This is a genomic window from Streptomyces sp. NPDC088810 (genome assembly GCF_044750305.1).
Classification (GTDB): Bacteria; Actinomycetota; Actinomycetes; order Streptomycetales; family Streptomycetaceae; genus Streptomyces.
This window is the reverse complement of record NZ_JBIVJQ010000002.1, coordinates 678,176-704,895: the sequence shown is the minus strand read 5'-3', so window position 1 is coordinate 704,895 and position 26,720 is coordinate 678,176. Positions and strand designations below refer to the sequence as shown.

The following is a 26,720-nucleotide window of genomic DNA, read 5'->3' as shown; positions in this document are numbered from 1 at the left end:
TCGGGTCTTCCGGCCGGCGGGCATGAGCGGCCGACGGCAGCAGAACGACGGCACCAGGACGATGACGCAGCCGGTGCCGCGCGGCGCGCTCAGACCGCGTCCAGCGCCTGCGCCATCGACGCGATCGCCGCCGGCCCCACCCGGCAGCACCCCCCGATCAGCCGAGCCCCCGCGTCCCGCCACGCCTTGACCTGCTCGGCGCTGAACGTGGTGCGCCCTGCCCAGGCACGAGCCTCCGCGTCCCACGCCTCGCCGCTGTTGGGGTAGACCACCACCGGTTTGCCCGTCACGCGGGCCGCGATCCCGACGGCGTCCGCCACATCCTCGGGCGCACAGCAGTTCACTCCGACCGCGATGACCTCGTCCACGTCTGCGGCCAGAGCGAAGGCTTCTTCCAGCGGCTGTCCCGCGCGGGTGTGCCGACCGTCGACCGTATACGAAAGCCAGGCGGGCACCCCCAGGCCGCGCACCGCCCGCAGCAGGGCCGCCGCCTCGTCCGCGTCCGGAACCGTCTCCAGCGCCAGGACGTCCGGCGCGGCCTCGGCCAGCACCTCCAGGCGCGGCCGGTGGAACCGCTCCAGCTCCTCGACGCTCAGACCGTACCGGCCCCGGTACTCGGAACCGTCCGCGAGCATCGCCCCGTACGGGCCGACCGAGGCCGCCACCCACAACGGCCGGTCATCACCCTCCACCTGGGCCTGCCGGGCGGCCTGCCGGGCCAGCTCCACGCTCAGCCCGAGCAGTCGGGTCCCCTCCGCACGGCTGATCCCGCGCTTCGCGAAACCCTCGAAGGTGGCCTGGTAGCTGGCGGTGATCGCGACCTCCGCGCCCGCCCCGAAGTAGGCGAGGTGTGCCTCGGTGACCGCCTCGGGCCGCTCGGCGAGCAGGCGTGCCGACCACAGCTCGTCGCTCAGATCGTGTCCGGCCGACTCGAGCTGGTTGGACATGCCGCCGTCGAGCACGACGGTTCCGGCGGCGAGGGCTGTGGCGAGACTGGGGGAGGTGTTGCTGGTCATGTCATGACGCTAATCGAAGCGCGAGGGAAGCGAACCCGGGTGTCCAGCAGGTGAGCAACCGCCCCTGCTCATCCTGACCTGCGGAAACTCCGCGCGCGGCAACCATTGTGTCCAGTTCGTGAACAGATCGCCCAGCATGTGGGACGCCGGGTTACGATCACGCCTCCCCCCTCCCGCTCCCCGTGTACGGAACCCGTCATGACTGCCCCCAGCTCCACCGAGCCCGCACGGCCCACCGAATCCTCCGCCGGCACTCCCCGGCGCCGCACCTTCGGCCTGGCTGCCGCCACCGCCCTCGTGATGGGCAACATCATCGGCGGAGGCATCTTCGCCCTGCCCGCCACCGTGGCCCCGTACGGCACGGTCAGCCTGCTCGCCTTCGCCGTCCTGTCCGTCGCAGCCGTCCTGCTCGCCCTGCTCTTCGGGAAGCTGGCCCGCCGCAGCCCGGTCACCGGCGGCCTGTACGTCTACCCCCGCGATGCCTTCGGCCCGTTCGCGGGGTTCCTGTCGGCCTGGTCGTACTGGACGATGTGCTGGGTCAGCATCGCCGCGCTCGCGGTCGCCGTCGTCGGATACGTCGACGTCCTCATACCCCTGCACGGCAACCACCTGCTCGAAGGTCTGGTCGCCGTTGCCGCACTGTGGCTGCCGGCCGCCGCGAACTTCGCCGGTACCCGTGTCGTCGGTATGGTGCAGATCGTATGCACCATACTGAAGTTCGTCCCTCTTCTCCTCATCGCCACCGTCGGCCTGTTCTTCGTACACACCGACAACTTCGGCCCGTTCAACGCCACCGGTGACAGCGTCCCGGGCGCCGTCGCCGCCTCGGCCGCACTGCTTCTCTACAGCTTCCTCGGGGTCGAGTCGGCCGCGGTGAGCGCGGGCGAGGTGGACGACCCGGAACGCACGGTGGGCCGCGCGAGCATCCTCGGCACGCTGGGCTCCGCGCTCGTCTACCTGCTCGGCACGGTCGCCGTCTTCGGCCTGGTCCCGCACGCGCAACTCGCCCAGTCCGGCGCGCCGTTCGCGGATGCCGTAGATGCGATCACCGGCGGCCACTGGGGCGGCACCGCCATCGCCCTGGTCGCCGTCGTCTCCATCACCGGCTGCCTCAACGGATGGATCCTGCTGGCCGCGCAGATGCCGTACGCCGCCGCCCGCGACGGACTCTTCCCGGCTTCCTTCGCCAAGACGGGCAAGGGCGGAGTGCCCGGCTTCGGAGTGTGGGCCTGCGCGGTCCTCGGCACAGCCCTGATCGCCCTCAACTACACGGCGGGTCCGGACACCACCTTCCGGGTCCTCGTGCTCATCACCACGTTCACCGGCTGCGTGCCCTATCTGCTGTCCGCCGCCGCCCAGTTGTACTGGCTGGTGCAGGGCTCCCGCGCCCAGGTCCGCCCGGCCGGCCTCGCCCGTGACCTCACCGTCGCCGCGCTGTCCTTCGCCTTCTCCTTCTGGCTGATCGCCGGCGCCGGCTACGCGGCCGTCTATCAGGGCGTGCTGTTCCTCTTCGCGGGCATCCCGGTGTACGTGTGGCTGCGCGGCCGTCAGGAGCAGGCCGGAACGCCCGCCTGACGTCAGATGTCCACCCCCGGAGGGGAAGCGCTTTCCCCTCCTCCCGTCCGACCCATTGACCCTCTCGTGGCCCACCCTTACCTTTTCGGCGTTCGGGATCACAGATGCTGTGCGTGATTTCGAACGTACGACATGTCGAAGGTACCGCTGTCCCCCACCGAGAGGCAGTCCGCATGAGCCGCGACCACGACCTGCCCGAAACACCCTCCCGCCGGCTGCTCCTGAAGGGTGCCGCAGCCGCCGGTGCCCTGGCGGCCACCTCCGCGACCCCCGCGCTCGCGTCCCCGCCCGCGCCCGGCAAGGCGGCCCCCCACGTGAACCCACTCGTCCTCCAGCGCGCCGACCCGCACATCACCCGCCACACCGACGGCCTCTACTACTTCACGGCGACCGTCCCCGAGTACGACCGCATCATCCTGCGCCGCGCCCCCACCCTGAACGGACTGTCCACCGCCGCCGAGTCGGTGATCTGGCGGGCACACGCCACCGGCCCGATGGGCGCGCACATCTGGGCACCCGAGCTGCACCGGATCGGCGGCAAGTGGTACATCTACTTCGCCTCCGCCCCCGCCGAGGACGTCTGGGCCATCCGCATCTGGGTGCTGGAGAATGCGAACCCCGACCCCTTCAAGGGCACTTGGGTCGAACGCGGCCAGGTCAAGACCGCCTGGGAGACCTTCTCCCTCGACGCCACCACCTTCAAGCACCACGGCACCCGCTATCTGGTCTGGGCCCAGCACGAGCCCGGCATGGACAACAACACCGCGCTGTGGATCTCCAAGATGACCAACCCCTGGACGCTGACCGGCCCCCAGGTCCGACTGTCCACTCCCGAGTACGACTGGGAGTGTGTCGGCTACAAGGTCAACGAGGGCCCTTCCGTCCTGCAACGCAACGGCCGCGTCTTCCTCACCTACTCGGCCAGCGCCACCGACTGGCACTACTGCCTGGGCCTGCTCACCGCCGACATCCACAGCGACCCGATGGACCCGCGGAGCTGGAGCAAGTCGCCCGTCCCCGTCTTCACCAGCAACGACACCACGAAGCAGTACGGCCCCGGCCACAACTGCTTCACCGTCGCGGAGGACGGCCGTACCGACGTCCTCGTCTACCACGCCCGCCAGTACAAGGAGATCACCGGCGACCCGCTGCACGACCCCAACCGGCACACCCGCATCCAGAAACTCGGCTGGAAGCCGGACGGTACCCCGGACTTCGGCGTCCCCGTGGCCGACACCGTGAAGGCGGGTGCCTGAGATGAGACGCGCGTACGCCATCCTGCTCGCCCTGTGCTGCGCCCTCGCCGCCGCCCTGGCGACCGCCGGCCCCGCCCAGGCGGCACCGCAGACGATTGCCAACGGTATACAGTTCGCCGACACCGCAGGGAATCCGATGCACGCCCACGGCGGCGGCGTCCTCAAAGTCGGCGCGTACTACTACTGGTTCGGCGAGGACCGCAACAGCGACAACACCTTCCGGTCCGTGGACGCCTACCGTTCCACCGACCTGAAGAACTGGGAGTTCCGCGGCCGTGTCCTCACCCAGTCCTCGGCCACCGAACTGGCCACCGCCTACATCGAACGCCCCAAGGTCATCTACAATGCGGCCAGCGGCAAGTTCGTCATGTGGATGCACAAGGAGAACGGCGCCGACTACAGCCAGGCACGCGCCGCCGTCGCCGTCTCCGACACGGTCGACGGCACCTACACCTACCGGGGCAGCTTCCGCCCGCTCGGCCAGTACATGTCCCGCGACCTGACCACGTACGTCGACACCGACGGCACCGCCTACATGGTCTCGGCCGCCAACGAGAACTACGACCTGCACATCTACCGGCTCACCTCCGACTACACCGGCATCGACAGCCTGGTCGCCAACCCCTGGCCCGGCGGCCATCGCGAGGCCCCCGCCCTGTTCAAGCGTGGCGGCGTGTACTTCATGCTCACGTCGGGAGCCACCGGCTGGAACCCCAACCAGCAGCAGTACGCCACCGCCACCTCCCTCGCCGGCCCCTGGACCTCCTGGACGAACGTCGGCGACTCCACCGCCTACGGCTCCCAGACCGCCTACGTCCTTCCGGTGCAGGGCAGTTCGGGCACCTCGTACCTCTACATGGGCGACCGCTGGGGCAACTCCTTCGGCGGCAAGGTCAACGACTCCCGGTACGTCTGGCTGCCGCTGGCCTTCCCGACCTCCACCTCGATGAGCATGTCCTGGTCTCCCGAGCTCACCGTCGACACCACCGCGGGCACCGTCACCGGCACCAGCGCCGCCTACAACACGCTGATCGCCCGGCACAGCGCCAAGTGCGCCGACGTGGCGAACCAGTCCCTGTGGCAGGGCGTCGCCGTCAGCCAGTACACCTGCAACGGCGGCGCCAACCAGAAGTGGTGGTTCAAGGACCTCGGCAACGGCTACCACGCGCTGGTGGGCCGGGGCAGCTCCCTGTGCCTGCAGGAGAACGCGAGCAGCGTCACGCAGGAGAACTGCACCGGCGCCGGCAGCCAGCAGTGGTCGGTCACCGCCTCCGGCTCGTACGTCACCCTCAGGGCCCGCGCGAGCGGGGAGTGCCTGGACGTGTCCGGCGCCTCCACCGCCAACTCCGCCGCGCTCATCACCTACACATGCAACGGGGGCACCAACCAGCAGTGGAGACGCGGTACCTGATGATGAATCAGATGAGCAGGTCGATCGCGTCGATCGCCGTGCCCGCGCTGAGATAGCCGGTCGTCCCCGAACCGCTCACCACGTTGATCTTCAGCACGTTGTACTGGCCGGTGTCCGTGCGCCAGGCACTGGCCGGGACGCTGTAGGTGAAGGTGTGGTTGTTGCCCCGGTACGAGCCCACCGTCAGGGACCGGGTGCTCGGCTGGATGGGCGGGGCGGGGATCGCAGAGGTCCAGGCGTCGTTGACCGTGATCTGCGGCCGGCCGTTGGCGTAGGCCGTCGTCACGCCGATCCTCAGGGTGTGCGCGGCGGCGGCCTGCGCGGCGGTGAGCCGGAAGTAGACCAGCAGCCCGCTGTTGACGTCCTTCCAGAGGTAACACGGGAACGCGGACGTCTCCGTACCACTGCCGATCACGACGTTCCCGGTCCAGGACGCGGCCCGCACGTCGGAAGGGTGGGCGTACGTCATCAGGTCCGCGTTCTTGAAGCCGCTCGGGGTGCCGTTCCAGTCGCCGATCCGCCAGATCGCGGTCGCGGTGGACGGGTCGTTGGACGACGGGATGGCGATCGTGTTCACAGTGGTCGTCGCGCCCGCGGATACGGTCACCTGTGTACTGTATACAGCCAACTCACCCTTGTAGACAGTCAGCGTGTATGCGCCCGGCAGTATGCGGGAGACCGAGAAATACCCGTCGGAGGCACGCGCCGCCGCCCAGTACTGCGCTGCCCCGTTGGCGAGTCCGACCGTGTACGGGTACGCCGTGTTCCGCCCGGTGATGCCGACTCCGGCCACCCGCCCCCGCCCGCTGTCCGGCACGTACCCGGCGATGCCCAGCGAGTCGGCCCACGGAGTGGTCAGCGTGCCGTGGTACAGGGCGGACGACGGTGCCCCGCCGTCCGTGAACGCGATGACGTACGGGCCCTGGAGGCCGTACCGCTCGTCCTCGGTCTGGTTCTCGCCGTAGTACAGGATCTCGTACAGCCCGCCGCCGTCGGCACTCTGGTGGCGCAGCAGGGAGCGGTAGAAGGGGCCGCCGGAGGCCTTCTCGTGGTTGCTGCGGACGATCCACAGGCCGACGCTGCCGGTGGTCCAGCCGATGTAGTCGTAGTCGATGGCCCGGAGCTTGGAGTAGTGCTTGGAGCGGGTCTGCCCGTCGGACTTCGCGAACACGTCCGAGGCCTCGATGGTCCTGGTGGTGTAGGTGTAGGAGTCAGGCTGGTCGTTGAGGAACAGGCCCGCCCGGACGCGCACGATGTAGCGGGTCGCGCTGACCGAGGAGTCGGCCTTGTTGGTCCACAGGTAGACGTTGTTCTCACCGCTGCGGGCGGCGTAGTAGTGGCGCAGCGTGCCGTGGGTGACCGAGATCAGGATGGTGGAGCCGGACTGGGCCAGGGTCACCGTGGAGCTGCCGAGGCCGGACTCGATGTGCGAGTTCTTGCCGCCGTAGCCCTGGTACTCGGTGCCCTTGTAAGCCAGGGAGGTCAGGTCGCCGGTGACCTTGCTGACCTTGAACACGAGGCCGGCGCCGGTGTCGACGACGTAGTTCGAGCCGTCGTCGCTCCAGCCGAAGCCGGCGGCGGACGCGGCGGTGGCGAGCGGGCCGGCGAGGGCGACGGAACCGGCGGCGGCAGCGGCGCCGACGACGAAGCCGCGGCGGGTGACCGCGCTGTCGAGGGATCCGGACATGGGGGTGCCTCCTTCGGGAGGTCCGGGGTGTGCGGGTGTCTGGCAGGGTGACAGTTGAATCGATTTTGCGAAAGGGCTTTCACTACGGTGAAGTTGGTGGTGGTAAGAAATATCGCCAAAGGCTAGAAAGCGCTTGTCCGGAGCGGTACGGTCTCCGGTCGGCCGAGGTTCGACCGACGGAGGAGCCGCTCATGAGACGTTTCACAGCCGCCTTGCTGGTGCCGGCCGCCCTGGGCGCCGTACTGACGGCGGCCCCCGCCCAGGCCCACCCGGGCAAGCCGCCCGGCATCGACAACTGCACCGCCACCGCCTGCCACTTCGACGTCCCGCCCGGCACCTACGACGTGACCGTCCGGCTCGGCGGCGCCACCGCGTCCAGCACCCGCATCACCGGCGAGACCCGGCGCTCGCTGCTGCCGGAGACGGCCGCGGCGGCCGGCGAGCACATCAGCCGCAGCTTCACCGTCGACGTCCGCACCCCCGAGGGCGAACCCACCGGACCCGACGGAACGCCCGGCCTGGACCTGTCACTCGGCGGCTCCGCACCCGCCCTCGCCGGCATCAAGGTCACCCCGGCCCGGCACGCCCGCCAGATCGTCCTCATCGGCGACTCCACCGTCTGCGACCAGCCCGCCGACCCCTACTCCGGCTGGGGCCAGCAGCTCCCGCAGTACCTGCGCAAGGGCCTGTCCGTCGCCAACTACGCCGACTCGGGCGAGAGTACGGTCACCTATCTGCAGAACCCACAGCTCTGGGGCACCGTGCAGCCGCGGATCCGGCCCGGCGACCTGGTCCTCGTCCAGCTCGCCCACAACGACAAGACCACCGACGAGGCGACCTACCGCGCCAACCTCGAGACCCTGGTGGCGGGCATCCGCGCTCAGGGCGGCCGGCCGGTGCTCGTCACCCCGATCGTGCGCCGGTGGTTCAACGCCGACGGCACCCTGAACAACAACACCGCCCTGCTCGTCAACGGCCTCGGCGTCGACCACCCGGCCGTCATCCGCTCGGTCGCCGCCGCCGAGCACGTCCCGCTGATCGACCTCACCGCGAAGACCAAGGCGCTGGTGGAGTCCCTCGGCGTGGAAGGCTCCAAGTCGGTCTACCTCTACAACGAGAAGCGCGACAACACGCACACCTCCGTCCACGGCGCCACCCTGTACGCGGGCCTGGTCCGCGACGAACTGCTCGCCCAGCATCTGGTGCCCGAGGGCACGGTACGGGTGGGATGAACCCCCGGGGCGCCCCGGCAGGAACCGGAGCGCCCCGGGTCCCGCGAGGAAGGACAGCCACCGCCGTGATCGAACTGCCCGCCGACGACCGCCGATCGAGCCCGTACACCGGTTACACCCGCGCCCACTGGGAGACCGCCGCCGACGCCCTGCTCGCCGCCGTCGCGCCGTACGCCACCCCCGACCGCGCCCTCTATCACCTGCCCGGCGACCACGCGAGCCACTCCGGCCGCCTCTCCGACGGGCTCGAAGGCTACGCCCGCACCCTGCTGCTGGCCGCGTTCCGCCACGACGAGACCGCGCTCGGCCGGTACGCCGAGGGCCTCGCGTCCGGTCCCGGAGGCGTCTGGCCGCGGATCACGGACCGCAGTCAGCCGCTGGTCGAGGCCGCCTCGATCGCCCTCGCCCTGCGGCTGACCCGGCCGCTGCTGTGGGACCGCCTGGACGACACGGTGCGCCAGCGGACCGCCGCCTGGCTGGCGGACGCGCTCACCGCCGAACCCTGGCCGTGCAACTGGGAACTGTTCCCGGTCACCGTCGGCGGCTTCCTCGCGGAGATCGGCCACCAGGAGGAAGCGGCGCGCAAGGCGATCGACCGCGGGCTGGAGCGGGTCGAGGGCTGGTACGTCGGCGACGGCTGGTACACGGACGGCGACGGCCGGAAGTTCGACTACTACAACGGCTGGGCCATGCATCTGTATACAGTCCTCCACGCATGGCTGGCAGACGACAGTGAACTGCTTTCTGTATACGGTCGACGGTTGTCACGCCACCTCGCCGACTACGCCCGCCTGTTCGGCGCCGACGGCGCCCCCCTGCGCCAGGGCCGCTCCCTCACCTACCGCTTCGCCACGACGGCCCCGCTCTGGCTCGGCGCCCTGACCGGGCACACCCCCCTGCCCCCCGGCGAGACCCGCCGCCTGGCCTCCGGCGCCCTGCGGTACTTCCTCGACGGCGGCGCGGTGGACGAGCGGGGTCTGCTGCCGCTCGGCTGGCTCGGCCCCGACGAGTCCCTGGTGCAGACGTACTCCGGCCCCGCCTCCCCGTACTGGGCGAGCAAGGGCTTTCTCGGTCTGCTGCTGCCGCCCGGGCACGAGGTGTGGACGGCGCAGGAGGCACCCGCCCCGGCCGACCACACCGACGACGCGCACCCCGTGCCCGTCCCCAACTGGCTGGTGCAGACCACCCGTTCCGACGGACTGGTCCGGCTGCACAACCACGGCAGCGAGGACGTCCGCTACGACCCCCACTACACCCGGCTCGCCTACTCGACCGCCACCGCGCCCGTGCCGTCGTACGACAACAGCGTGATCGTCGACGGTGACGCGAGCCGTACGGGGATCGAGCCGCTCGGCACGGGGGACGGGTGGATCGCCTCCCGGCACACCGTGCGCGCCGGGGTCACCGTCACCAGCCTGGTGGTGGTGCGAGGTGCCGTGGAGGTACGGGCCCATCTGGTGGCGGGCGCGGCGCCCGGGACTCCGGTGCGGGTGACGGGCTGGCCGGACGGAGACGGCGTACGGGCCGAACTCGCGCCCGTCACCGGTCTGTCGGCCGAGCTGACCGGGTTGACCGGGGACGGTGCGGGCACGCTCTTCGTGGCGCTCGCCCGGCTCACCGGGGAGCCGGACCCGCTGCCCCTGACCGATCTGGTGTCCGTGGCGGTGCGCGAGGCCGACGGCGCGGAGCCGGGCCACGAGGTGCGGGTGAACTGGCCCGAGGGCGTGACCGCCGCCTTCCGGTTCACGGCGCCGGACGGGCGCTCCGCGGGTGCCTCGTGGTCGGTGGCACCCCGGGACGGTTCGGCGGCTGCCGAAACGTGCCGGGTCTAGCGTGGCCGTATGACCGCAGAGCCTGCCTCCGCCCAGTCCTTCGCCGGCCTCCACCACCGTCCGGGCGAGCCGCTGCTGCTGCCCAACGCCTGGGACCACGCCTCGGCCGCCGCCCTCGCCGCCCGGGGCTTCCGGGCGATCGCCACGACGAGCCTGGCGGTCGCGGCGGCCGTCGGCCTGCCCGACGGGGAGGCCGACCCGCGAGCACACCGTCCGTCTCGCCCTCACCCTACGCTCCGAGCCGTATCTCCTCTCCGTCGACGCCGAGGACGGCTTCAGCGAGGACCCGGACGAAGTCGCCGAGCTGGCACGGGAGTTGCGAGCGGTCGGCGCTGTCGGCATCAATCTGGAGGACGGCCTGGGCCCGGCCGGCCGACACGCGGCGAAGATCGCCGCGGTGAAGGCCGCCGTGCCCGGTCTGTTCGTCAACGCCCGTACGGACACGTACTGGTCGGGCGACGGCGACGAGAAGGAGACCCTGCGCCGGCTCGACGCCTACCAGGAAGCCGGCGCCGACGGGGTGTTCGTACCGGGCCTGAGCGATCCCGGGCGCATCGCCACCCTCGTCCGGCACACCGCCGTCCCCCTCAACGTGCTGTACACGCCCGCCGGACCCACGGTCGGCCAGCTCGCCGGCCTCGGTGTACGCCGGATCAGCCTCGGTTCGCTGCTGTACCGGCGGGCACTCGGCGCGGCCCTGGACGCCATGGCCGACATCGCGGCCGGACGCGCCCCGGGCGGTACGACCCCGTCCTACGCCGACGTCCGCGCGCTGGAACGCAGCGTCTCGGCGAGTGCGTCGGCGAACTCCACGGGGTGATCCAGCGTGCCGAGATGCCCGCCCGGGAACTCGGCAAAGGCACACCCGAGCCGTCCGGCCAAGAACTCGGCCGTACGGTGCAGCAGTTGGCCGCGCGAGCCGGTCCCGGCGGCGATCGTGAGCCGGCCCGGAGGCAAGGGTACGGCGGGCGTGTACGCGCTGAACGGGCGCAGCACCCGGGCCAGGAACACCCCCATCGGGGTCGCCGACTCGCCCTCGGCGGGCGGCCGTCCGGGCCCGTCCAGCTGCTCGATCAGCTCCGTCCGCCGGTCCGTCCCGTCCGGCAGGACCGTCACGCACGGCGGCTCGTGCGCGACCACGTGCGCCAGCCGGCCGGGGTACCGGGCCAGCAGGTCCAGGACCGCGATGCCACCGGAGCTGGTGCCGCACACGTACGCCGACTCACCCGCCGGCAGCACCTCTTCCAGCACTCGCCGCGCGCCCTCGCTCCAGTCCGTGACCCGCTGCTCGGCGACCGGCCGGCCGAGCCGGCCGTGTGCGAGGCCCAGCGGGTCGTACGTCACCACGGTGAAGCGCGTGGCCAGCCGCTCGGTGAGCGGCCCGAGGCCCATCGGATGCCCGGCCCCGCCCGGCACCAGCAGCAGTACGGGACCGCGGCCCGTGACGTCGTGGTACGGCCTGTCAGTCATCGTTCTCCGTCTCCCGGGGCCAGTGTTCGAGGGCGAGGTGCAGGGCGTCGACCGCCTTGTCCCAGGAGGCCGTCACGTCCCGGTCCGCGCCGAAGCCGCCCGCGCTCTCCAGGACGCAGTAGCCGTGGAAGGTGCTGCGCAGCAGGCGCACCGCGTCCGTCAGGTCCGGTTCCTCCAGGCCGTACGCGCGCAGCATGCCGTAGGTGATCTGCGCGGTGCGGCGCAGTGCGGGGGAGTCGGCGATCAGGGCCTGGTCGATGCGGATCTGGGTGGCCGCGTACCGGCCCGGGTGGCGCAGGGCGTAGTCGCGGTAGGCGCCGGCGAACGCCGTCAGCGCCTCCTTGCCGGCCCGGCCGGCCACGGCCGCCGCGATCCGGTCGATCAGCTCGCCGCCCGCGTACAGCGCCAGCCGGGTGCGGAGGTCCTGGAGACTGCGGACGTGCGAGTACAGGCTCGCGTCCTTGACGCCGAAGCGGCGGGCCAGCGCGGAGATGCTGACCTGGTCGAACCCGACCTCGTCCGCAAGCTCCGCGGCGGCCGCCACCACCCGCTGCGCGCTCAGTCCCGCCCGGGCCACCTGTCCACCTCCCTTGGAAACCTAGGGGATACCCTAGAGCATCTAGGAAAGCTGGGCGTGCGCATCAGTCGATCGGCGCGTACAGCACTCCCAGCTTGTCGATCTCGGTGCCCGAGCGGCCGGTGAAGCCGGCGATCTGCCAGCCGGTCGGCGCGGTGAACGTGGTGCTGTCGCCGGTGGCCGTGCCCGCCGCGAGCGTGCGGCCCCGGTCGGTGGCGAACGCGGCCGAGAAGATCCGGGTACGGCCGTCCTTCCGGCCCTCTGTGAGCTTCACCGAGGTCAGGTGTTCCCCGGCGGCGAGGGTGAGGGAGGCGGCCGTACCGCCCGTGCCGCCGTGGCCGAGGACCGTACCGCCGTCATGGGTGAGGGACACGGCGTCCAGACGGGTGCCGCCGCGCAAGGTGAGGGTGCGCGGGGCGGGCGCGGCCGGCAGGTCGTCGGCGTCACTGAAGGCGGTGCCGTGCGGGCCGCCGAAGAAGTCGCTCGCCCGGAGCTCCGGGGCGAGGGTGTAGGAGAAGTCGACGGTGTGCGGGAAGTGGTCGGAGAGGTTGCCGCCGGCCGCGTCCAGGAATCCCGCCCACTCGTCGTGGTAGCGGGTCGCGGTGAGAGAAACGAGGCCGCTGCCGCGGTAGAGGACCTTGTCGACCACCTCGCAGTCGTCGGGCGGCGCGGATGCCGGGCACAGCAGCGGATCGGCGCCCTGCGCGGGGACCGTACCGCCCTTGGCCAGCCGTACCCAGGCGTCGGTCAGGCCGTTGCCGTCGACGAGGGTACGGATGTTGTCGCCGGCGCGGGTGTAGCGGGTGTTGGTGTCGCCCATCACGATCACCGCGTTGCCCGCCGAGTTGGCCTGGATGAACGCCGACAGCTGCGCGATGTTGGCGCGGCGCGCAGCCAGGGCGTCGTCGGTGTCGTCGGCGTTGGGGTGCAGGTTGTAGAGGTCGACGTACACGCCTTCGGCGAGCCGTACCCGGGCGAGGGTGAAGCCCTTTGGTGTGAGGCAGTTGGTGCCGGTGCAGTCCTTCCACTTCACCCGCTCGAAGTCCTCGAAGGGGAAGGCCGACAGGGTGTTGAGGCCGTCGCCGATGCCCGCGCCGCCGCTGGTCGCGGTGCGGTAGGGGCGGTTGTCGCCGGCGTAGAGCGCCGCGTGGTAGTTGAAGTCCTCCTGGACGTTGATGATGTCGTAACCCGCCAACCGCGGTGAGATCAGCGGGGTGTTGGTGGCCGGATGGCTGGAGCTGAGGCCCTCCGGCAGCCCGGCCACGTTGTACGTCAAGACGCTGAAGCTCCCTGAGCCGGCGGCATGTGCGGTACCGGCGGTGGCGGTGAGCCCCGACACGGTCAGCAAGCCGGCGGCGAGAGCGCCGAGGAGTCGTCCCATGGGTCGCATGCCGACCATGTTCACGTCAACTTGGCGGGTTGGGAAGGTGGTGGGGAAAACGCTTGCATGAACAGGGGGAACCGGTGCCCGACGCCGCCGCGGCCGGCCCGGAGGAGGGCCGGCCGCGGCGGGCGTCGGAGCGGTGCCGGTCAGCCGGTGCCGGTGGCGCCGGACGGCGAGAAGACGAACGAGAACTCCGCCGGCTCGGCCCGCAGGTGGTACTGGGGCAGCGGGGCCGGGCCGCAGGACTGGGAACCGATGCCGTGCTGGCCGTGGTCCAGGTGGACCCAGACCGTGTCACCGGGCACCAGGTCGCTGCGGTGGGCGGCGGCGTCCAGCTGCTCGGTGGTCCAGCGGCGGGCGGTGAGGTGGAACGCCGGGTCGCCCTCGATGCGCAGGCCGCCCAGTTCCGCCCAGCGGACGTCGATGCGGGCGCCGTTCTCCTGGGGGCGGACGTATGGCGTCTGCAGATCGTCTACGGTCGACTGCCAACGGCCGACTGTAGACGCCATCCTGGTGTCCGGATACGCCTCCCCCGGGCCGCCGCCGTACCACTGCACACGGTCGGCAGCAGACAGTCCGAAGCGGATACCGAGGCGGGGGAGCGGGACGTTCCAGTCGCCGTCCGGGATGGTGCATACGGTCAACCGGATACGGTCTCCGTCCGACGTCCAGCGGTATACCGTCGACAGCCCCAGCTCCCAGGCGGCCGGCGCCACCCGCGTGCGGACCGTCAGCGCGTCCTCGCCCACCTCGACGGCGTCCAGGCGGTGCCGCATCCGGTGCAGGCCGAGCTTGCGCCACAGCAGCCCGTAGCGCAGGTCGCTCTGCCAGGCGGCACCGTCGTCGTTGTCGGTGGTGGCCCGCCACACGTCCAGCCGCAGACCGGTGACCGGTACCTCGCCGATCGTCCGCAGCGCCCCGGTCCGGGCGTCGAACACGGCCGGACCGAGGTTGATCACCCCGTCGCCGGGTGCCGACCGGGCGGTCGCGGCGACGTACGGCACCCGGCGCGCCGACGCCGGGATCTGGCCCCAGGCGACGACATGGTCCCGCGGCGCCCACGACGTGGCGGAGGCGAGGGACGCCCGGATGGTCCAGTGCGCCTCGCCGGCCCGTACCCCGGCCGGTGCGGCGGGCAGCTTGACCTGGGCGGACTCGCCGGGCGCCAGCGCGGGCACCGGCAGGGTGCCGGAGTCCACGGTCTCGCCCTCGATCTCGTACGACCACGAGAAGGCCAGCGCCGACAGGTCCGCGAAGTCGTACCGGTTGGTGATCCGGACCGTGCCGGCCGCGCTGTCCGTGCCGTCGGCCGTGACGGTGACCGGCTCGATCACCTTCTTGTACTCGAGCAGACCGGGGGAGGGCCGCCGGTCCGGGAAGAGCAGGCCGTCGCAGACGAAGTTGCCGTCGTGCAGTTCCTCGCCGAAGTCGCCGCCGTAGGCGTATCCCAGTTCCGGGTGGGCGATGCCGTGGTCGATCCACTCCCAGACGAAGCCGCCCTGGAGCCGGTCGTGGGCCTCGAAAAGCCGTTGGTAGTCGACGAGTCCGCCGGGGCCGTTGCCCATGGCGTGGGCGTACTCGCAGAGGATGAACGGCAGTTCGCGGCGCCTGTGCGGACCGCCGTCCAGGCCCCGGCCGATCCGCTCGACCTCGGCGTGGTCCGCGTACATCCGCGAATACACGTCGGTGTCACGGCAGTTTAGGTCGCCCTCGTAGTGGACGAGCCGGGAGCCGTCCCGTCCGTGGATCCACTCGGCCATCGCGGTCAGGCCCCGGCCGGTGCCTGCCTCGTTCCCGAGTGACCACATGACGACCGACGGGTGGTTCTTGTCCCGCTCGACCATGCGGGCCGCCCGGTCGAGCAGGGCCGGGGTCCAGCGGTCGTCGTCGACGGGGTTGTCCCGCCAGCCCTGCTCGGTGAAGCCGTGCGTCTCCAGGTCACACTCGTCGATCACCCACAGGCCGTACTCGTCGCACAGGTCGAGGAAGGCCGGGTGCGGCGGGTAGTGGGAGGTGCGGACGGCGTTGATGTTGTGCCGCTTCATCAGCAGCACGTCCTCGCGCATCGTCTCGAGGTCCAGGGCGCGGCCCCGCTCCGGATGCCACTCGTGCCGGTTGACGCCCTTGAAGAGCAGCGGCCGGCCGTTCACCTTGATCAGGCCGTCGGACAGCTCCACCGTGCGGAAGCCGATGCGCAGCGGCACCCGCTCGCCCTCGGTGGCCAGCACGCCGTCGTACAGCCGCGGTGTCTCCGCCGTCCACGGCTCGACCGGGACGGTCACCGGCTCACCGGTGGCGACGTCGATGCCGAGGTCCGGGACCGTGACCCGGCCCGCCACGTCGGAGTCGACGCGGAGGGTGCCGGTGCCGGACAGGTGGTCGTACGAGGCGTGCACGAAGAAGTCCTGGACGCTGCCCGCGGGGCGGTGCAGCAGGGTGACGTCCCGGAAGATCCCCGGCAGCCACCACTGGTCCTGGTCCTCCAGGTAGGAGCCCGCCGACCACTGGTGGACGCGGACCGCCAGTACATTGCCTACAGTCTTCAGCAGATGGCCGACCGAGAACTCGTGCGGCAGCCGCGAGCCCTTGAACTCGCCGAGTTCCGTGCCGTTCAGCCAGATCCGGGCGCAGGACTCCACTCCGTCGAAGCGCAGCACGGCGGCGCCGTCGGCCGGCCAGTCCGCCGGCAGGTCGAAGACGCGCAGGTGGTCGCCGGTCGGGTTCTCGGTCGGCACCCGGGGCGGGTCGACCGGGAACGGGTAGAGGTGGTTGGTGTAGATGGGGGAGCCGTGTCCCTGGAGCACCCAGTGGCCGGGGACCGTGACCTGCGCCCAGTCACCGGCGTCGTACCCCTGCGCCGCGAACGAGTCGTCCTCGGCGTCGGCCGTGTCCGACAGCCGGAAGCGCCAGCTGCCGTTGAGGGACAGGGACTTGGCGTCGGAGGACGCGTACCAGGCGCGGGGCGGCAGCGCCCCGGAGCCCGGCGAGACGTCCTCGACGTAGGCGGTGGTCGTGCGCAAAGACATCGGTCTCCTAGCTCAGCCCTTGATGCCGGTCTGCGCGATCCCCTGCACCAGCCAGCGCTGGAGGAAGAGGAACACGAACAGCAGGGGCAGGATCGAGATGGCGGTCGCCATGAAGATCAGGTGGTAGTTGACGGTCTGGTTGGTCATGTACGACGACAGCGCGACCTGGACGGTCCAGGCGCTCGGGTCCTGGCCGATGACCAGCGGCCACAGGAAGGCGTTCCAGCCGTTGATGAAGGTGATCGTGGCGATCGCCGCGAAGAAGTTCAGCGAGTTCGGCACCACGACACGCCAGTACGCGCCCCAGTAGCCGAGCCCGTCCACACGCGCCGCCTCCTCCAGCTCCTTCGGGAACCCGAGGAAGTACTGCCGGAACAGGAAGCAGGTGAAACCGCTGAAGAGCCCCGGAACGATCAGGCCCCGGTAGCTGTCCACCCAGCCGAGGGAGGACACCAGCACGAAGCTGGGGACGAAGGTGACCGCGGCCGGGACCATCAGGGTCACCAGAACGCCGTAGAAGATCTTGTTGGCGTGCCGGTAGGGGATGCGGGCGAGGGCGTATCCGGCCAGCGAGCAGACGAACAGCGTGCCGACTGTATGCAGGATCCCGACGACCAGCGAGTTCCACATCGACTGGCCGAAGTCGACCGTCGGATCGTCGAACGGCTCGGTGATGTTGCTCCACTGGATGTGGGCCGGGAAGAACTTCCAGTTCTCGCCGGTGATCTCCGGGTCGGTGGACAGGGCGTTGCGGATCAGCAGGTAGAAGGGGATGAGGAAGAGGAGCGCGGCGACACTGGTGGCGATGTACAGGCCGGTGGAGCTCATCACCCCGCCGCGCCGGGCGCGCTTGCGGACGTCGGGTGCGGTCGTGGTCACTTGGACTCCTCACCCCTTCCGAAGCCCATGATCTTCCCCTGGAACAGGGTGACGACGCAGATCAGCACGGTCAGCACCACGGCTCCGGCGCTGCCCTTGCCGTAGTTCTGGTCCTGGCCGAGGGCGGTGTAGTAGAGCTCGACCAGCGGCGGCCGGCCCCAGGTCGTCTTGGACAGCAGGTTGAAGAACTCGTCGAAGGCCTGGTAGGCCGCCACGAGCAGCAGCAGGATCACGGCCGTGGAGGTGGCCCGCAGCTGCGGCAGCGTGATGTACCGGAAGGTCTGCCAGCCGCGCTTGGCGCCGTCGATGGCGGCGGCCTCGTACAGCTCCTGCGGGATGTTCTGCAGCGCGGCCAGGAAGAGGATCATGTAGAAGCCGGACTGCAGCCACAGGCGGGCGGTGATGATGACCAGCCAGTACCAGGGCGGGTCGGGGTTGGCGAGCCAGGCGATGTTGTCGACGCCGAACAGGCCGAGCACCGTGTTGGCCAGGCCGAAGCGGACGCCGTTGAAGAGGGACATCTTCCAGATGAGCGAGGCGGCGACATAGCTGCATGCGGTCGGCAGGAAGAACACCGACCGGTAGAACGCCCGCATGAAGCGCAGCCGGTTCACCAGCAGGGCGAGGCCCAGGGAGACCGCCCAGGTGGTGGGCACGATGAAGGCGGCGAAGACGGTGAAGGTGCCGAGCGAGCCCATGAACCCGCTGTCGGAGAGGATCTCCCGGTAGTTGCCCAGACCGACGAAGTCGCTGGGCGTGACCGTGAAGCGGGCCTCGAAGAAACTGAGGTAGAGGCTCCAGCCGATCGGTACGTAGACGAAAATGATCAGCCCGATCAGGAACGGGCTGGTGAAGAGCCAGAAGTTGAAGGTGCGGCTGCCCCGCAGCCTCCGCCGCGGCCGGGCCCCGGCGGCTTTGGCCGGGGCGGGGCTCGCGACACCGCGCGTGGTGGTCGTCGACATGTCGTGATCCGTCCGGCGGCCTATCCGAACAGCTTCTTCAGCTCGGCGCCGACCGTCTTGTCGCAGCGGTCGAGCGCGGCCTCCGGGTCACCGCCCTTGCGGACGCAGTCGGCGAAGACGTTCTCCGTGGCGGTGATCATCGCCTGGGTCCAGCCGATGTTGTCGAAGTGCCCGTACTCGTTGAAGAGTTTCACACCCTCGGCCGGCAGACCCGACTTCAGCGGGCTCGCCGACTGCGCGATGGAGGTGCGCGGCGGGATGTGGGAGCCGTAGGAGGTCGACCAGTCCTCCTGGTACTTCTTCTGGTCGATCCACAGCCACTTGACGTACTCCTTGGCCGCGTCGACGTGTCGGCCCTTGGCGTTGACGAACATCGACCAGCCGCCGTTGTAGACGGACGGCTTGCCCGCGTCGCCGACCTTCGGGAACGGCATGATGCCGAGGTCGTCACCGAGGGCCTGCTGGAACTGCGGCATGGCCCACATGCCGCAGAACTGGATCGCGCACAGGCCCTGGTTGAGCGCCGAGGGGTCCCAGAAGTCGGCCGGGGCGTCCAGCAGCAGATGGCCGCTGGTGAACAGCTTGCGCATCTGCTTGAGGCCCTCGACCACGCCGTCCGTGTGGTAGGCGATCTCGTTCTTCTCGTTCAGGGTGTCGGCGCCGGCCGACCAGATCAGCGGGTTGATCACCGCGTGCAGGTCGTTGCCGAGGAACAGGCCCTTGACCTTGCTCGTGGTGAGCTTGGCGGCGGCCTCGAGCAGCTCGTCCAGCGTCTGCGGCGGCTCGACACCCGCCTTCTCCAGCAGCGACTTGCGGTAGAAGAAGAACTGCGGGTCGTCGATCATGCGGACGCCGTAGATCTTGCCGTCGACCGTGTGGGACTGGATGTCGGCCTGGTTGAAATCGTCCTTGACCGGCTCGATGATGTCGGTCAGGTCGGCCACCTGGCCGCTCTTGACGAGCTGGATCTGCGGGTGGAACTCGAACAGGTCCGGCGCCTGCTCGGTCAGCAGGGACGCGAACAGCTTGCTCTCGAAGTTCGAGCCGGTGATCCACTGCGTGGTCACGTCGGCCTTCGTGTACGCCTTCGCGTACCGCTTGATCGCCTGCTCGGTGCCCGCCTCGCCGTACGCGTGGAAGTACTGCACGAGCTGCTGGCCCGAACCGGAGCCGCCGCCCCGGCCGTTGTTGCTGCCGCATGCGGCGAGCGGGCCGGCGGCGGCGAGGCCCGCGGCGGCCCGGAGTATCGAACGGCGGTCCCAGGTGCTGCTCTGTGCCGACATGCTGACGTCCTTGTCTGTTCGAATGCGACTGCGGCTCCCACGCCCGGCGGCCGGATGATCCGCAAGGGTGCGTGGTGCGGGACGCTAACCTTCGGCTAAGCCTTCGGCAAGGGGTCGGACGAAGTGGGTGGCGAGTTGTTGTACCGGGTTCGGGATCACGAACAGGCGTGCAGGGCAGGCGAGATGAGGGCCGCCGGGTCAGGGGAGTGGCCGGCGGCCCCCGGCCGGGGAGAACGGTGGCGTTACCGCCTGGTCCAGGCCTCGTTGGTGCCGCCGGAGCAGCTGTAGAGGATGACCTTGCTGCCGTCCGCCGTCGCCTGCCCGCTGACGTCCAGGCACCGGCCCGACGCCTCGTTCACGATCTGCCCATTGGGATTCAGCAGCCACCGCTGGGTGCCGTCACCGCGGTACGAGGCCGACGTCGACAGGTCCGAACCCGTCGCCGTCAGGTAGCCGTTCGCGCCCTTCAGGGTGCCCCGTGCGTCGTACGACCACGACTGCCCGGCCGCGCCCGTGCAGCCGGCGATCACCGCACCCGAGGTGTCGGCCGTGAGGCACTTGCCCGACTGACCGCCGACCAGGGCACCGGTCAGCGCCGAACTGCCGTGCCCCTTCTGGTCCAGGACGTACGTGGTGATCGAACGCGGCGCCAGCGTCGCGGACATGGTGCCGCCGGCGACCGACGGCTTCGGGGCGCTCGCCCAGTTCTCGTCGGCGGAGGTCCGCACGGCCTGCCGGGCCCGCACCGGCGTCCCGCTGTTGAAGTGCAGGTCCAGCGCGGTGTCGGTCGCGTTGTGGTTGTTCACCACGACGACCCACGTGCCGTTCCGGTCGTAGGCCGACACCTCCACACCGTCCGGCACCCCGGTCACGTTGTGCAGGGCCGCGCCCGGGCGCACGAACTTGCTGTACTGGCCGAGCGCGTAGTAGCGCTTGGTGAAGTACAGGGTCTGGTTGCCGTTCGTGGCGTACGCCGGGTCGTAGTAGATCAGGCCGTCGTTCCAGCCCTCGTCGTTACGGGCGTTCGGGTCGCTGCCGATCATCTCCGACAGCGCCACCCACCACTGGAACGCCGAGTCGTGGGCGGTCGCGAAGTCCTTGTAGATGATCCGGGACAGGTTCAGACCGCCGTCGATCGTCGGGTCGTACTCCTGCGCCCAGCCGGTGCCGCCCTTGCCGAAGCAGCAGATCTCCGTGGACCAGGACGGTGTACCGGCCGCGCGGGACGTCTCGTACACCCGCGCCCGGTCGGCGTCGCTCGGGTTGTCGTACGTGTGATGGGCCAGCTTGGAGACGTACTGTGCCGTGCCCGGCTGCGAGATCCACTGCGGGACCTCGGAGTTGAACTTCACCGTGCTGGTCGACTCGTCGGCGATGATCGTCGTCTTCTGGTGCCGGGCCCGCTGCTCGGCGCCCAGCGCGCGCACGATGTCGTCGCGCTGGCCGACGTCGACGAGCATGCCCTCCTGACCGCACGAGTCGAAGCTGTTCGTCGGCTCGTTGAACGGGCTGATGTAGTCCAGCCGCACGCCCTGCCTGGCGAAGTGGCCGGTGACGTCCGCGACGTACTTCGCGAAGTCCTGCTCGTTCTCCGCCTTCAGGTAACCGCCGCAGCTCTTGCCGTTCGTCTTCCACTGCGCGGGCGCGCTGTTGACGAAGCCGATCAGATCCTTGACGCCGTACCTGGCGGCGGCGTAGAGGAAGTAACGGCCGGCCTCGTCCTTGCTCCAGTCGTAACCGCCGTCCGTTTTCAGGAAGTCCTCCGGGGCGCGCGGCGCGTAGGTGACCCCGGTGCCGCCACCGCCGATGTTGTACCGGTACGAGCTGAGGGCCAGGCCGTCCTTGGAGAACAGGAGCTTGGCGAGCCGGGCCCGGACCTTCGGGTCGAAGTTCTTCAGGTCGTTGACCCACCAGGCCCCGGAGGCACCGATGTTGTCGATGGTCTGCGCGGCGTGCGGGGAGACCTCGGCGGCGGCCGTGGTGCCCGCGGCACTCGCGGGCGGCGTGGTGAGCAGGGATCCGGTGACCGCCAGCGCGGCCGAGGCGGTGAGCAGGAACGATCTCTTGCTGCGGGGACGAGTCGTGCGGGGGTGAATGGTGCGGGGGTGAGACACGTGCATCCCTTCCGTCGTCACGAAGGCGGTGCGGTACGGCTCCTGACCGCGGTGGTGCGTTTCGCGGCCCTCTGCCCGACGGACTGCAGCGCCCCTTCCAGCGCGAACGTGGCCGCGCCGAGGGACACCGGGTCGGTGGGGATCGGGGAGAGGACGATCTCGGTGGCGGCCAATGGCCGGCGCAGGGCGTGCCGGGCGACCGCCTGACGGACCTCCCCGAGCAGCGGCTCGCCCAGCCGGGCGGCCACCCAGCTGCTGAGCACGACGACTTCGGGGTTGAGGAGATTGATCAGGTCGGCGATACCGGCGCCGAGGTAACGGGCCGTGTCCCGGACGACCTTGAGTGCGACCGGGTCCTCGGCAGCGACCGCACGGGCCAGCGCGTCGACCGTGGCGGTCTGGTCCTCGGGGTGCAACAGCGGTGAGCGCGCATCGAGTTCGCGCAGGTTCTGCATGATGCCGGGCGCACCGACGTACGTCTCCACGCAGCCGTGGTTGCCGCAGTGGCACAGCCGGCCGTCCAGCACCAGCGTGGTGTGGCCCCACTCGCCGGCGCTGTTGCTCACGCCCCGGTGCAGACCGCCGCCCAGGGCCAGACCGGCGCCGACCCCGGTGCCGAGGTTCACGACCACGGCGTCCCCGCGGCCCCGCGCCGCCCCGAACCACAGCTCGGCCACCGCGCAGGCGCGCAGCGGATTGTCCAGGTACAGCGGGTAGGCGATGTGTTCGGCGAGCAGGTCGAGCAGCGGTACGTCGTGCCAGTTCCAGTTGGGCGCGTACTCGGCGACCCCGGTGTCCCGGTCCACCTGGCCCGGCACGCTCACCCCGACACCGAGCACCCGGGCCGCCTCGACGCCGGCCTGGGCGACCACCGAGCCGACCGCGGCGGCGACGTGCCCGACGACCTGCTCGGGCCGGCTCTCACCGGGCCGCATGTCCTCGTCGGCCCGGGCCAGCACGTTCAGCGCGAGGTCGAACAGCTCGACATGGACGTACGTCTCCGCGATGTCCACGCCGATCAACGCGCCGCCCGAGGCGTTGACCGCGACCAGGCCCCGGGGGCGGCCGCCGGCCGAGTCCTCGAACCCGACCTCGGTGATCATGCGGAGGTCCAGCAGCTCGCCGACGAGCGTGGCCACCGTGGCCAGGCTCAACCCGGTGGCCGCGGCCAGCTCCTGCCGGGAGGTGGGAGACTCGGCGATGATCTGGCGCAGCACCTCGTAGCGGTTCGCGGTGCGGATGTCACGTGATGTGCGCTTCACGCGGCTGCCCCTCCCGTCCCCTCCGGACCAGTCCAGGCCGGGGCGGGTCGGCACCGGCGCGGGCGTCAGGCTATGGGCTGGGAGCCCCTTTCGACAAGGGGTTAGGAAAGGGGCTGGAGAAAGTCCGGCGCCGGGTGCGGGCCGTCAGTCGCCGAGCAGGTCCCGTACGAAGGTGTTGCTGAACGTGCCTACGGGATCCAGTGAGCGGACCAGGGCGCGGAAGTCGGCGAGGCGTGTATACCGTCCACGGAGTACCGCCGACGGGATACCGAACACCTTCCCCCAGTGCGGGCGTGGATCGAACGGCTCCAGCACCTCCTCCAGCCGACGCACCACCGGCAGCACCGCCGCCTCGTCCCGGATCCACGTGAAGTGCAGCGCGACCGAGTCCCGTCCGTGGGCCGGGCTGAGCCACTGCGGGTCGGCGGCGACCGTACGCACTTCGCAGGTCTGCAGTACACCGGCGACCGTATGCCGTATGCCGTCGATCGCATACAGCGCATCGACCGCCGTCGACCGCGGCAGCAGGTACTCCGACTGGATCTCCTCCCCGCTGCTCGGCGTGAACTCCGCCCGGAAGTGCGGCAGCCGCTCGTGCCACGGTCCCGGCACCCCCAGCTGTTCGGTGCAGTTACCCGCGGGCATGCCCGGCACCGGGTGCAGCGGGCCGGCCGCGGGTGCCGCCCACGGGAAGTCCACCGGCGGCCGGTCCGTGCGCCGCTTGACCCACACCTGCCGGAAGCCCGGATCCCGCCAGTCGGTGAACAGGCTCACGCTGTACCCCGCCGCCGCCACGGTCTCGAAGTCGAGACCGTGCCGCGGGAGTTCGGTGTAGACCTGCTGCTCCACCTCGTACGCCGGTTCCAGGTCGAGGGTGAGCGCGGTGACGACGCCCAGCGTGCCGAGGGAGGTCACGGTGCCGTCGAACCGCGGGTCGTCCCGGCCGATCGTCACCGCCGTGCCGTCCGCGACGACCAGCTCCACCTCCCGGACCGCCGACGCCAGCGGGCCGTTGCCCACACCCGAGCCGTGCGTGCCCGTCGCCACCGAACCGGCCACCGAGATGTGCGGCAGGGACGCCATGTTGGGCAGGGCCAGGCCGTGCGCGTGGACCGTGCGGGCCAGTTCGGCGTAGCGGAGCCCGCCGGACACCCGGACCGTACGTGCCGCCGTGTCGACGTCGGTCACCTGCGGCAGCCCGGCGGTGGACAGCAGGATGCCGTCGGGGCCCGGGTCGGCGATCCGGTTGAAGGAGTGGCCGCTGCCCAGCACGCGCACTCGCGCACTGTCCGCCACCAGGGCCGCGAGCGCGTCGAGCGTGCGCGGACGGTGGAACTCGCGTGCGGTGTACGCGATGGTGCGCGCCCAGTTGGTGACTGTGCCTGCGGTTTCGGCCGTCCCTGTCATGCGTGCGTCCCTCCCGGAGAGTCCGTCCGTGCCGACCCTCTCATCCCTCCCGGTTCAACCGGGAGCCCGGACTGCGGATTTCGTCGTTCTGTGTCCGCTGGACAACGTAAACGGAAATAAATCTGGCCGCGAGGGCGCGATATCGGTACCTTTCCCTCATGGCTCAGCAACCGCTCCCCGCCCGTCTGCCCGTCACCGACCGCACCCGGCACCGCCGGCTGCGCGAGCAGGGCCGTCTGGAGCGGGCCGAGCTGGAGGAGATCCTCGACGCCGGTTTCGTCTGCCATCTCGGCGTGCTGGTCGACGGGCGGCCGGTGGTCGTGCCCACGGTCTACGGGCGCGACGAGCGGTGGCTCTATCTGCACGGATCGGTGGCCAGCCGCAGCCTCGGCGGAGACGCCTCCGTGTGTGTGACCGTCACTCACGTGGACGGGCTCGTGCTCGCCCGGTCCGTCTTCGAGCACGGCGTCAACTACCGCAGTGCCATGATCCACGGCACGGCCTGCAAGGTCACCGATCCCGCGGAGAAGCTGGAGGGCCTGCGCCGGCTCACCGAGCACTCCGCGCCGGGCCAGTGGTCGTACGCCCGCCGCCCCAGCCGCAAGGAGCTGGCCGCCACCACCCTGCTCGCCCTCTCCCTGGAAGAGGCCTCCGTCAAGATCCGCACCGGCGCCCCCGACGACGGTGACGGCCCCGACGCGGCACTCGGCCTGTGGGCCGGCGTCCTGCCGCTGGCCACGGTCTGGGGCATCCCGGACCCCGACCCGGCGCTGCCCGCCGGGACGGCAGTACCGGAACACATCGCGCGCCGTGCGGGGACCCGGCACGGCTGAGCCGCAGGCAGGGGCATACGGTGTAAGACGTACGCCTGAGCCGGGAGGAGACAGACGAATGGGCAGTCGTACCGCGCTGGTCGAGGATCTGATGGAGCGGTTTCCGCAGGTACCGCGGGAGGCCGTCTTCAAGGAGGACCTGCTCCGGGGCGGTGTCGCCTTCGACAAATCCGCCCTGAGCGACAATGAGGACGGGGACGTCAAGCCGAAGTCGTACTTCATCTTCTCCTTCGACCACGGCACCCTGCCCGAGCTGGGCGAGGCCGCGCTGCGCCGGCCGCCGGAGGAGATCATCCTGACGGGCGGCCCGTACGACCTGAGGCGTACGGTCGTCTCCGTACGGGTGAACCCGGCCTCGCCGTACCGGGTCGCCGCCGACGAGGAAGGGCTGCTCGGGCTGTACCTCGACGGCCGGCGCATCGCCGACGTCGGGGTGCCGCCGATGCCGGAGTACTACCGGCACACCCTCTCCAACGGGAAGTCCGTGATGGAGGTGGCCCCGACCATCCAGTGGGGCTACCTGATCTACCTCACCGTCTTCCGGGTCTGCCAGTACTTCGGCGCCAAGGAGGAGTGCCAGTACTGCGACATCAACCACAACTGGCGCCAGCACAAGGCGGCCGGACGCCCGTACACCGGGGTGAAGGACGTCGAGGAGGTGCTGGAGGCCCTCGAGATCATCGACCGGTACGACACCGCCAAGGCCTCCACCGCCTACACCCTCACCGGCGGCGCCATCACCAAGACGGTCGCCGGGCGCGACGAGGCCGACTTCTACGGCCACTACGCCAAGGCCATCGAGGAGCGCTTCCCGGGCCGCTGGATCGGCAAGGTCGTGGCGCAGGCGCTGCCCAAGGCGGACGTGCAGCGGTTCAAGGACTACGGCGTGCAGATCTACCACCCGAACTTCGAGGTGTGGGACCGCCGGCTGTTCGAGCTGTACTGCCCGGGCAAGGAGCGGTACGTCGGCCGGGACGAGTGGCACCGCCGGATCCTGGACTCCGCCGAGGTGTTCGGCGCGCGCAATGTGATCCCGAACTTCGTGGCGGGCGTGGAGATGGCCGAGCCGTTCGGCTTCACCACCGTCGACGAGGCCATCGCCTCCACCACCGAGGGCCTGCGCTTCTTCATGTCGCACGGCATCACGCCCCGCTTCACCACCTGGTGCCCGGAGCCCACCACCCCGCTCGGCAAGGCCAACCCGCAGGGTGCCCCGCTGGAGTACCACATCCGGCTGCTGCAGGCCTACCGGCAGACGATGGACGACTTCGGCCTGTCCTCGCCGCCCGGCTACGGCCCGCCCGGACCCGGCCGCGCGGTGTTCTCCGTCAGCTCCTTCATGGACAGCCTGCCCGCCGACGGGGCGACGGCGGGGGAGGGCGAGACGGAGGTACCGGTCCAGGTGTGACGGCGGCCGGGACCGGCCCCCGCGCCGCTGAGCAGAACCGCGTCCGCGTCCGTATCAGAGGCCGGAGTCGGGGTCTCGTCGCGACGCGGTTCCGTGCCGCCACCGT

The 26,720-nt window shown here is 70.6% G+C and carries 19 protein-coding genes and 1 pseudogene; 8 read left to right on the top strand and 12 right to left on the bottom strand.

What is annotated here, in order from left to right:
- Positions 1-89: 89 nt before the first annotated feature.
- On the bottom strand, positions 90-1,016 hold the full coding sequence (mmuM, locus tag ACIP4Y_RS09690) for a homocysteine S-methyltransferase (RefSeq protein WP_401390061.1): 927 nt from the start codon (positions 1,014-1,016) through the stop codon (positions 90-92).
- A 198-nt stretch (positions 1,017-1,214) separates the two neighbouring features.
- Between mmuM and ACIP4Y_RS09685 the strand changes: the two genes are divergently transcribed.
- The 3 genes from ACIP4Y_RS09685 (at position 1,215) to ACIP4Y_RS09675 (ending at position 5,258) form a co-directional block, all read left to right on the top strand.
- A complete protein-coding gene (locus ACIP4Y_RS09685) occupies positions 1,215-2,591 on the top strand; it encodes an amino acid permease (RefSeq protein ID WP_401390058.1) in 1,377 nt (458 codons plus the stop codon).
- A gap of 173 nt (positions 2,592-2,764) precedes the next feature.
- Positions 2,765-3,847, top strand: coding sequence for a family 43 glycosylhydrolase (locus tag ACIP4Y_RS09680; RefSeq protein ID WP_401390055.1), 1,083 nt, complete (start codon positions 2,765-2,767; stop codon positions 3,845-3,847).
- Between the two features lies 1 nt (position 3,848).
- Positions 3,849-5,258 (top strand): RICIN domain-containing protein, encoded by a 1,410-nt coding sequence (locus ACIP4Y_RS09675; RefSeq protein ID WP_401390053.1) that lies wholly within the window; start codon positions 3,849-3,851, stop codon positions 5,256-5,258.
- A 7-nt stretch (positions 5,259-5,265) separates the two neighbouring features.
- Here the strand turns inward: ACIP4Y_RS09675 and ACIP4Y_RS09670 are convergent, their stop codons facing one another.
- Positions 5,266-6,945: a rhamnogalacturonan lyase B N-terminal domain-containing protein gene (locus tag ACIP4Y_RS09670; RefSeq protein ID WP_401390051.1), complete on the bottom strand. Its 1,680-nt coding sequence runs from the start codon at positions 6,943-6,945 to the stop codon at positions 5,266-5,268.
- A gap of 191 nt (positions 6,946-7,136) precedes the next feature.
- Between ACIP4Y_RS09670 and ACIP4Y_RS09665 the strand changes: the two genes are divergently transcribed.
- The 3 genes and pseudogenes from ACIP4Y_RS09665 to ACIP4Y_RS09655 all read left to right on the top strand — a co-directional run bounded on the left by ACIP4Y_RS09665 (position 7,137) and on the right by ACIP4Y_RS09655 (position 10,829).
- Positions 7,137-8,177 (top strand): rhamnogalacturonan acetylesterase, encoded by a 1,041-nt coding sequence (locus tag ACIP4Y_RS09665; protein ID WP_401390048.1) that lies wholly within the window; start codon positions 7,137-7,139, stop codon positions 8,175-8,177.
- A 68-nt stretch (positions 8,178-8,245) separates the two neighbouring features.
- On the top strand, positions 8,246-10,009 hold the full coding sequence (locus ACIP4Y_RS09660; protein WP_401390677.1) for a DUF2264 domain-containing protein: 1,764 nt from the start codon (positions 8,246-8,248) through the stop codon (positions 10,007-10,009).
- Between the two features lie 9 nt (positions 10,010-10,018).
- A pseudogene (locus tag ACIP4Y_RS09655) lies at positions 10,019-10,829 on the top strand (isocitrate lyase/phosphoenolpyruvate mutase family protein).
- Here the strand turns inward: ACIP4Y_RS09655 and ACIP4Y_RS09650 are convergent.
- The 10 genes from ACIP4Y_RS09650 to ACIP4Y_RS09605 all read right to left on the bottom strand — a co-directional run bounded on the left by ACIP4Y_RS09650 (position 10,763) and on the right by ACIP4Y_RS09605 (position 24,373).
- The gene (locus ACIP4Y_RS09650; protein ID WP_401390045.1) at positions 10,763-11,479 is read right to left on the bottom strand and encodes an alpha/beta fold hydrolase; all 717 of its coding nucleotides are present in this window, start codon (positions 11,477-11,479) and stop codon (positions 10,763-10,765) included. The pseudogene ACIP4Y_RS09655 and the gene ACIP4Y_RS09650 overlap by 67 nt on opposite strands.
- On the bottom strand, positions 11,472-12,056 hold the full coding sequence (locus ACIP4Y_RS09645) for a WHG domain-containing protein (protein ID WP_358641201.1): 585 nt from the start codon (positions 12,054-12,056) through the stop codon (positions 11,472-11,474). Before ACIP4Y_RS09645 ends, ACIP4Y_RS09650 begins: the two co-directional genes overlap by 8 nt.
- Before the next feature lie 64 nt (positions 12,057-12,120).
- A complete protein-coding gene (locus ACIP4Y_RS09640) occupies positions 12,121-13,437 on the bottom strand; it encodes a jacalin-like lectin (protein WP_401390674.1) in 1,317 nt (438 codons plus the stop codon).
- Positions 13,438-13,586: 149 nt separating this feature from the next.
- Positions 13,587-16,466: a glycoside hydrolase family 2 TIM barrel-domain containing protein gene (locus ACIP4Y_RS09635; protein ID WP_401390042.1), complete on the bottom strand. Its 2,880-nt coding sequence runs from the start codon at positions 16,464-16,466 to the stop codon at positions 13,587-13,589.
- A gap of 12 nt (positions 16,467-16,478) precedes the next feature.
- Positions 16,479-17,345, bottom strand: a complete 867-nt coding sequence (locus tag ACIP4Y_RS09630; protein ID WP_401390039.1) for a carbohydrate ABC transporter permease — start codon at positions 17,343-17,345, stop codon at positions 16,479-16,481.
- A complete protein-coding gene (locus tag ACIP4Y_RS09625; protein ID WP_358641205.1) occupies positions 17,342-18,307 on the bottom strand; it encodes a sugar ABC transporter permease in 966 nt (321 codons plus the stop codon). The genes ACIP4Y_RS09630 and ACIP4Y_RS09625 overlap by 4 nt, the downstream gene beginning before the upstream one ends.
- A gap of 20 nt (positions 18,308-18,327) precedes the next feature.
- Entirely contained in the window at positions 18,328-19,590 is a 1,263-nt protein-coding gene (locus tag ACIP4Y_RS09620; RefSeq protein WP_401390036.1) for an ABC transporter substrate-binding protein, read from the bottom strand.
- Between the two features lie 242 nt (positions 19,591-19,832).
- Positions 19,833-21,710 carry a glycoside hydrolase gene (locus tag ACIP4Y_RS09615; RefSeq protein WP_401390033.1) on the bottom strand — a complete coding sequence of 626 codons (1,878 nt, stop codon included), beginning with the start codon at positions 21,708-21,710 and terminating at the stop codon, positions 19,833-19,835.
- A gap of 11 nt (positions 21,711-21,721) precedes the next feature.
- Positions 21,722-22,966 (bottom strand): ROK family transcriptional regulator, encoded by a 1,245-nt coding sequence (locus tag ACIP4Y_RS09610; protein ID WP_358641211.1) that lies wholly within the window; start codon positions 22,964-22,966, stop codon positions 21,722-21,724.
- Positions 22,967-23,110: 144 nt separating this feature from the next.
- Positions 23,111-24,373, bottom strand: coding sequence for an FAD-binding protein (locus ACIP4Y_RS09605; protein WP_401390030.1), 1,263 nt, complete (start codon positions 24,371-24,373; stop codon positions 23,111-23,113).
- Between the two features lie 158 nt (positions 24,374-24,531).
- On the opposite strand from ACIP4Y_RS09605, the gene ACIP4Y_RS09600 reads away from it, so the two are divergent.
- A complete protein-coding gene (locus ACIP4Y_RS09600; RefSeq protein WP_401390027.1) occupies positions 24,532-25,206 on the top strand; it encodes a pyridoxamine 5'-phosphate oxidase family protein in 675 nt (224 codons plus the stop codon).
- 58 nt (positions 25,207-25,264) lie between these two features.
- The gene (locus ACIP4Y_RS09595) at positions 25,265-26,614 is read left to right on the top strand and encodes a radical SAM protein (protein WP_401390024.1); all 1,350 of its coding nucleotides are present in this window, start codon (positions 25,265-25,267) and stop codon (positions 26,612-26,614) included.
- The last annotated feature ends 106 nt before the right edge of the window (positions 26,615-26,720 follow it).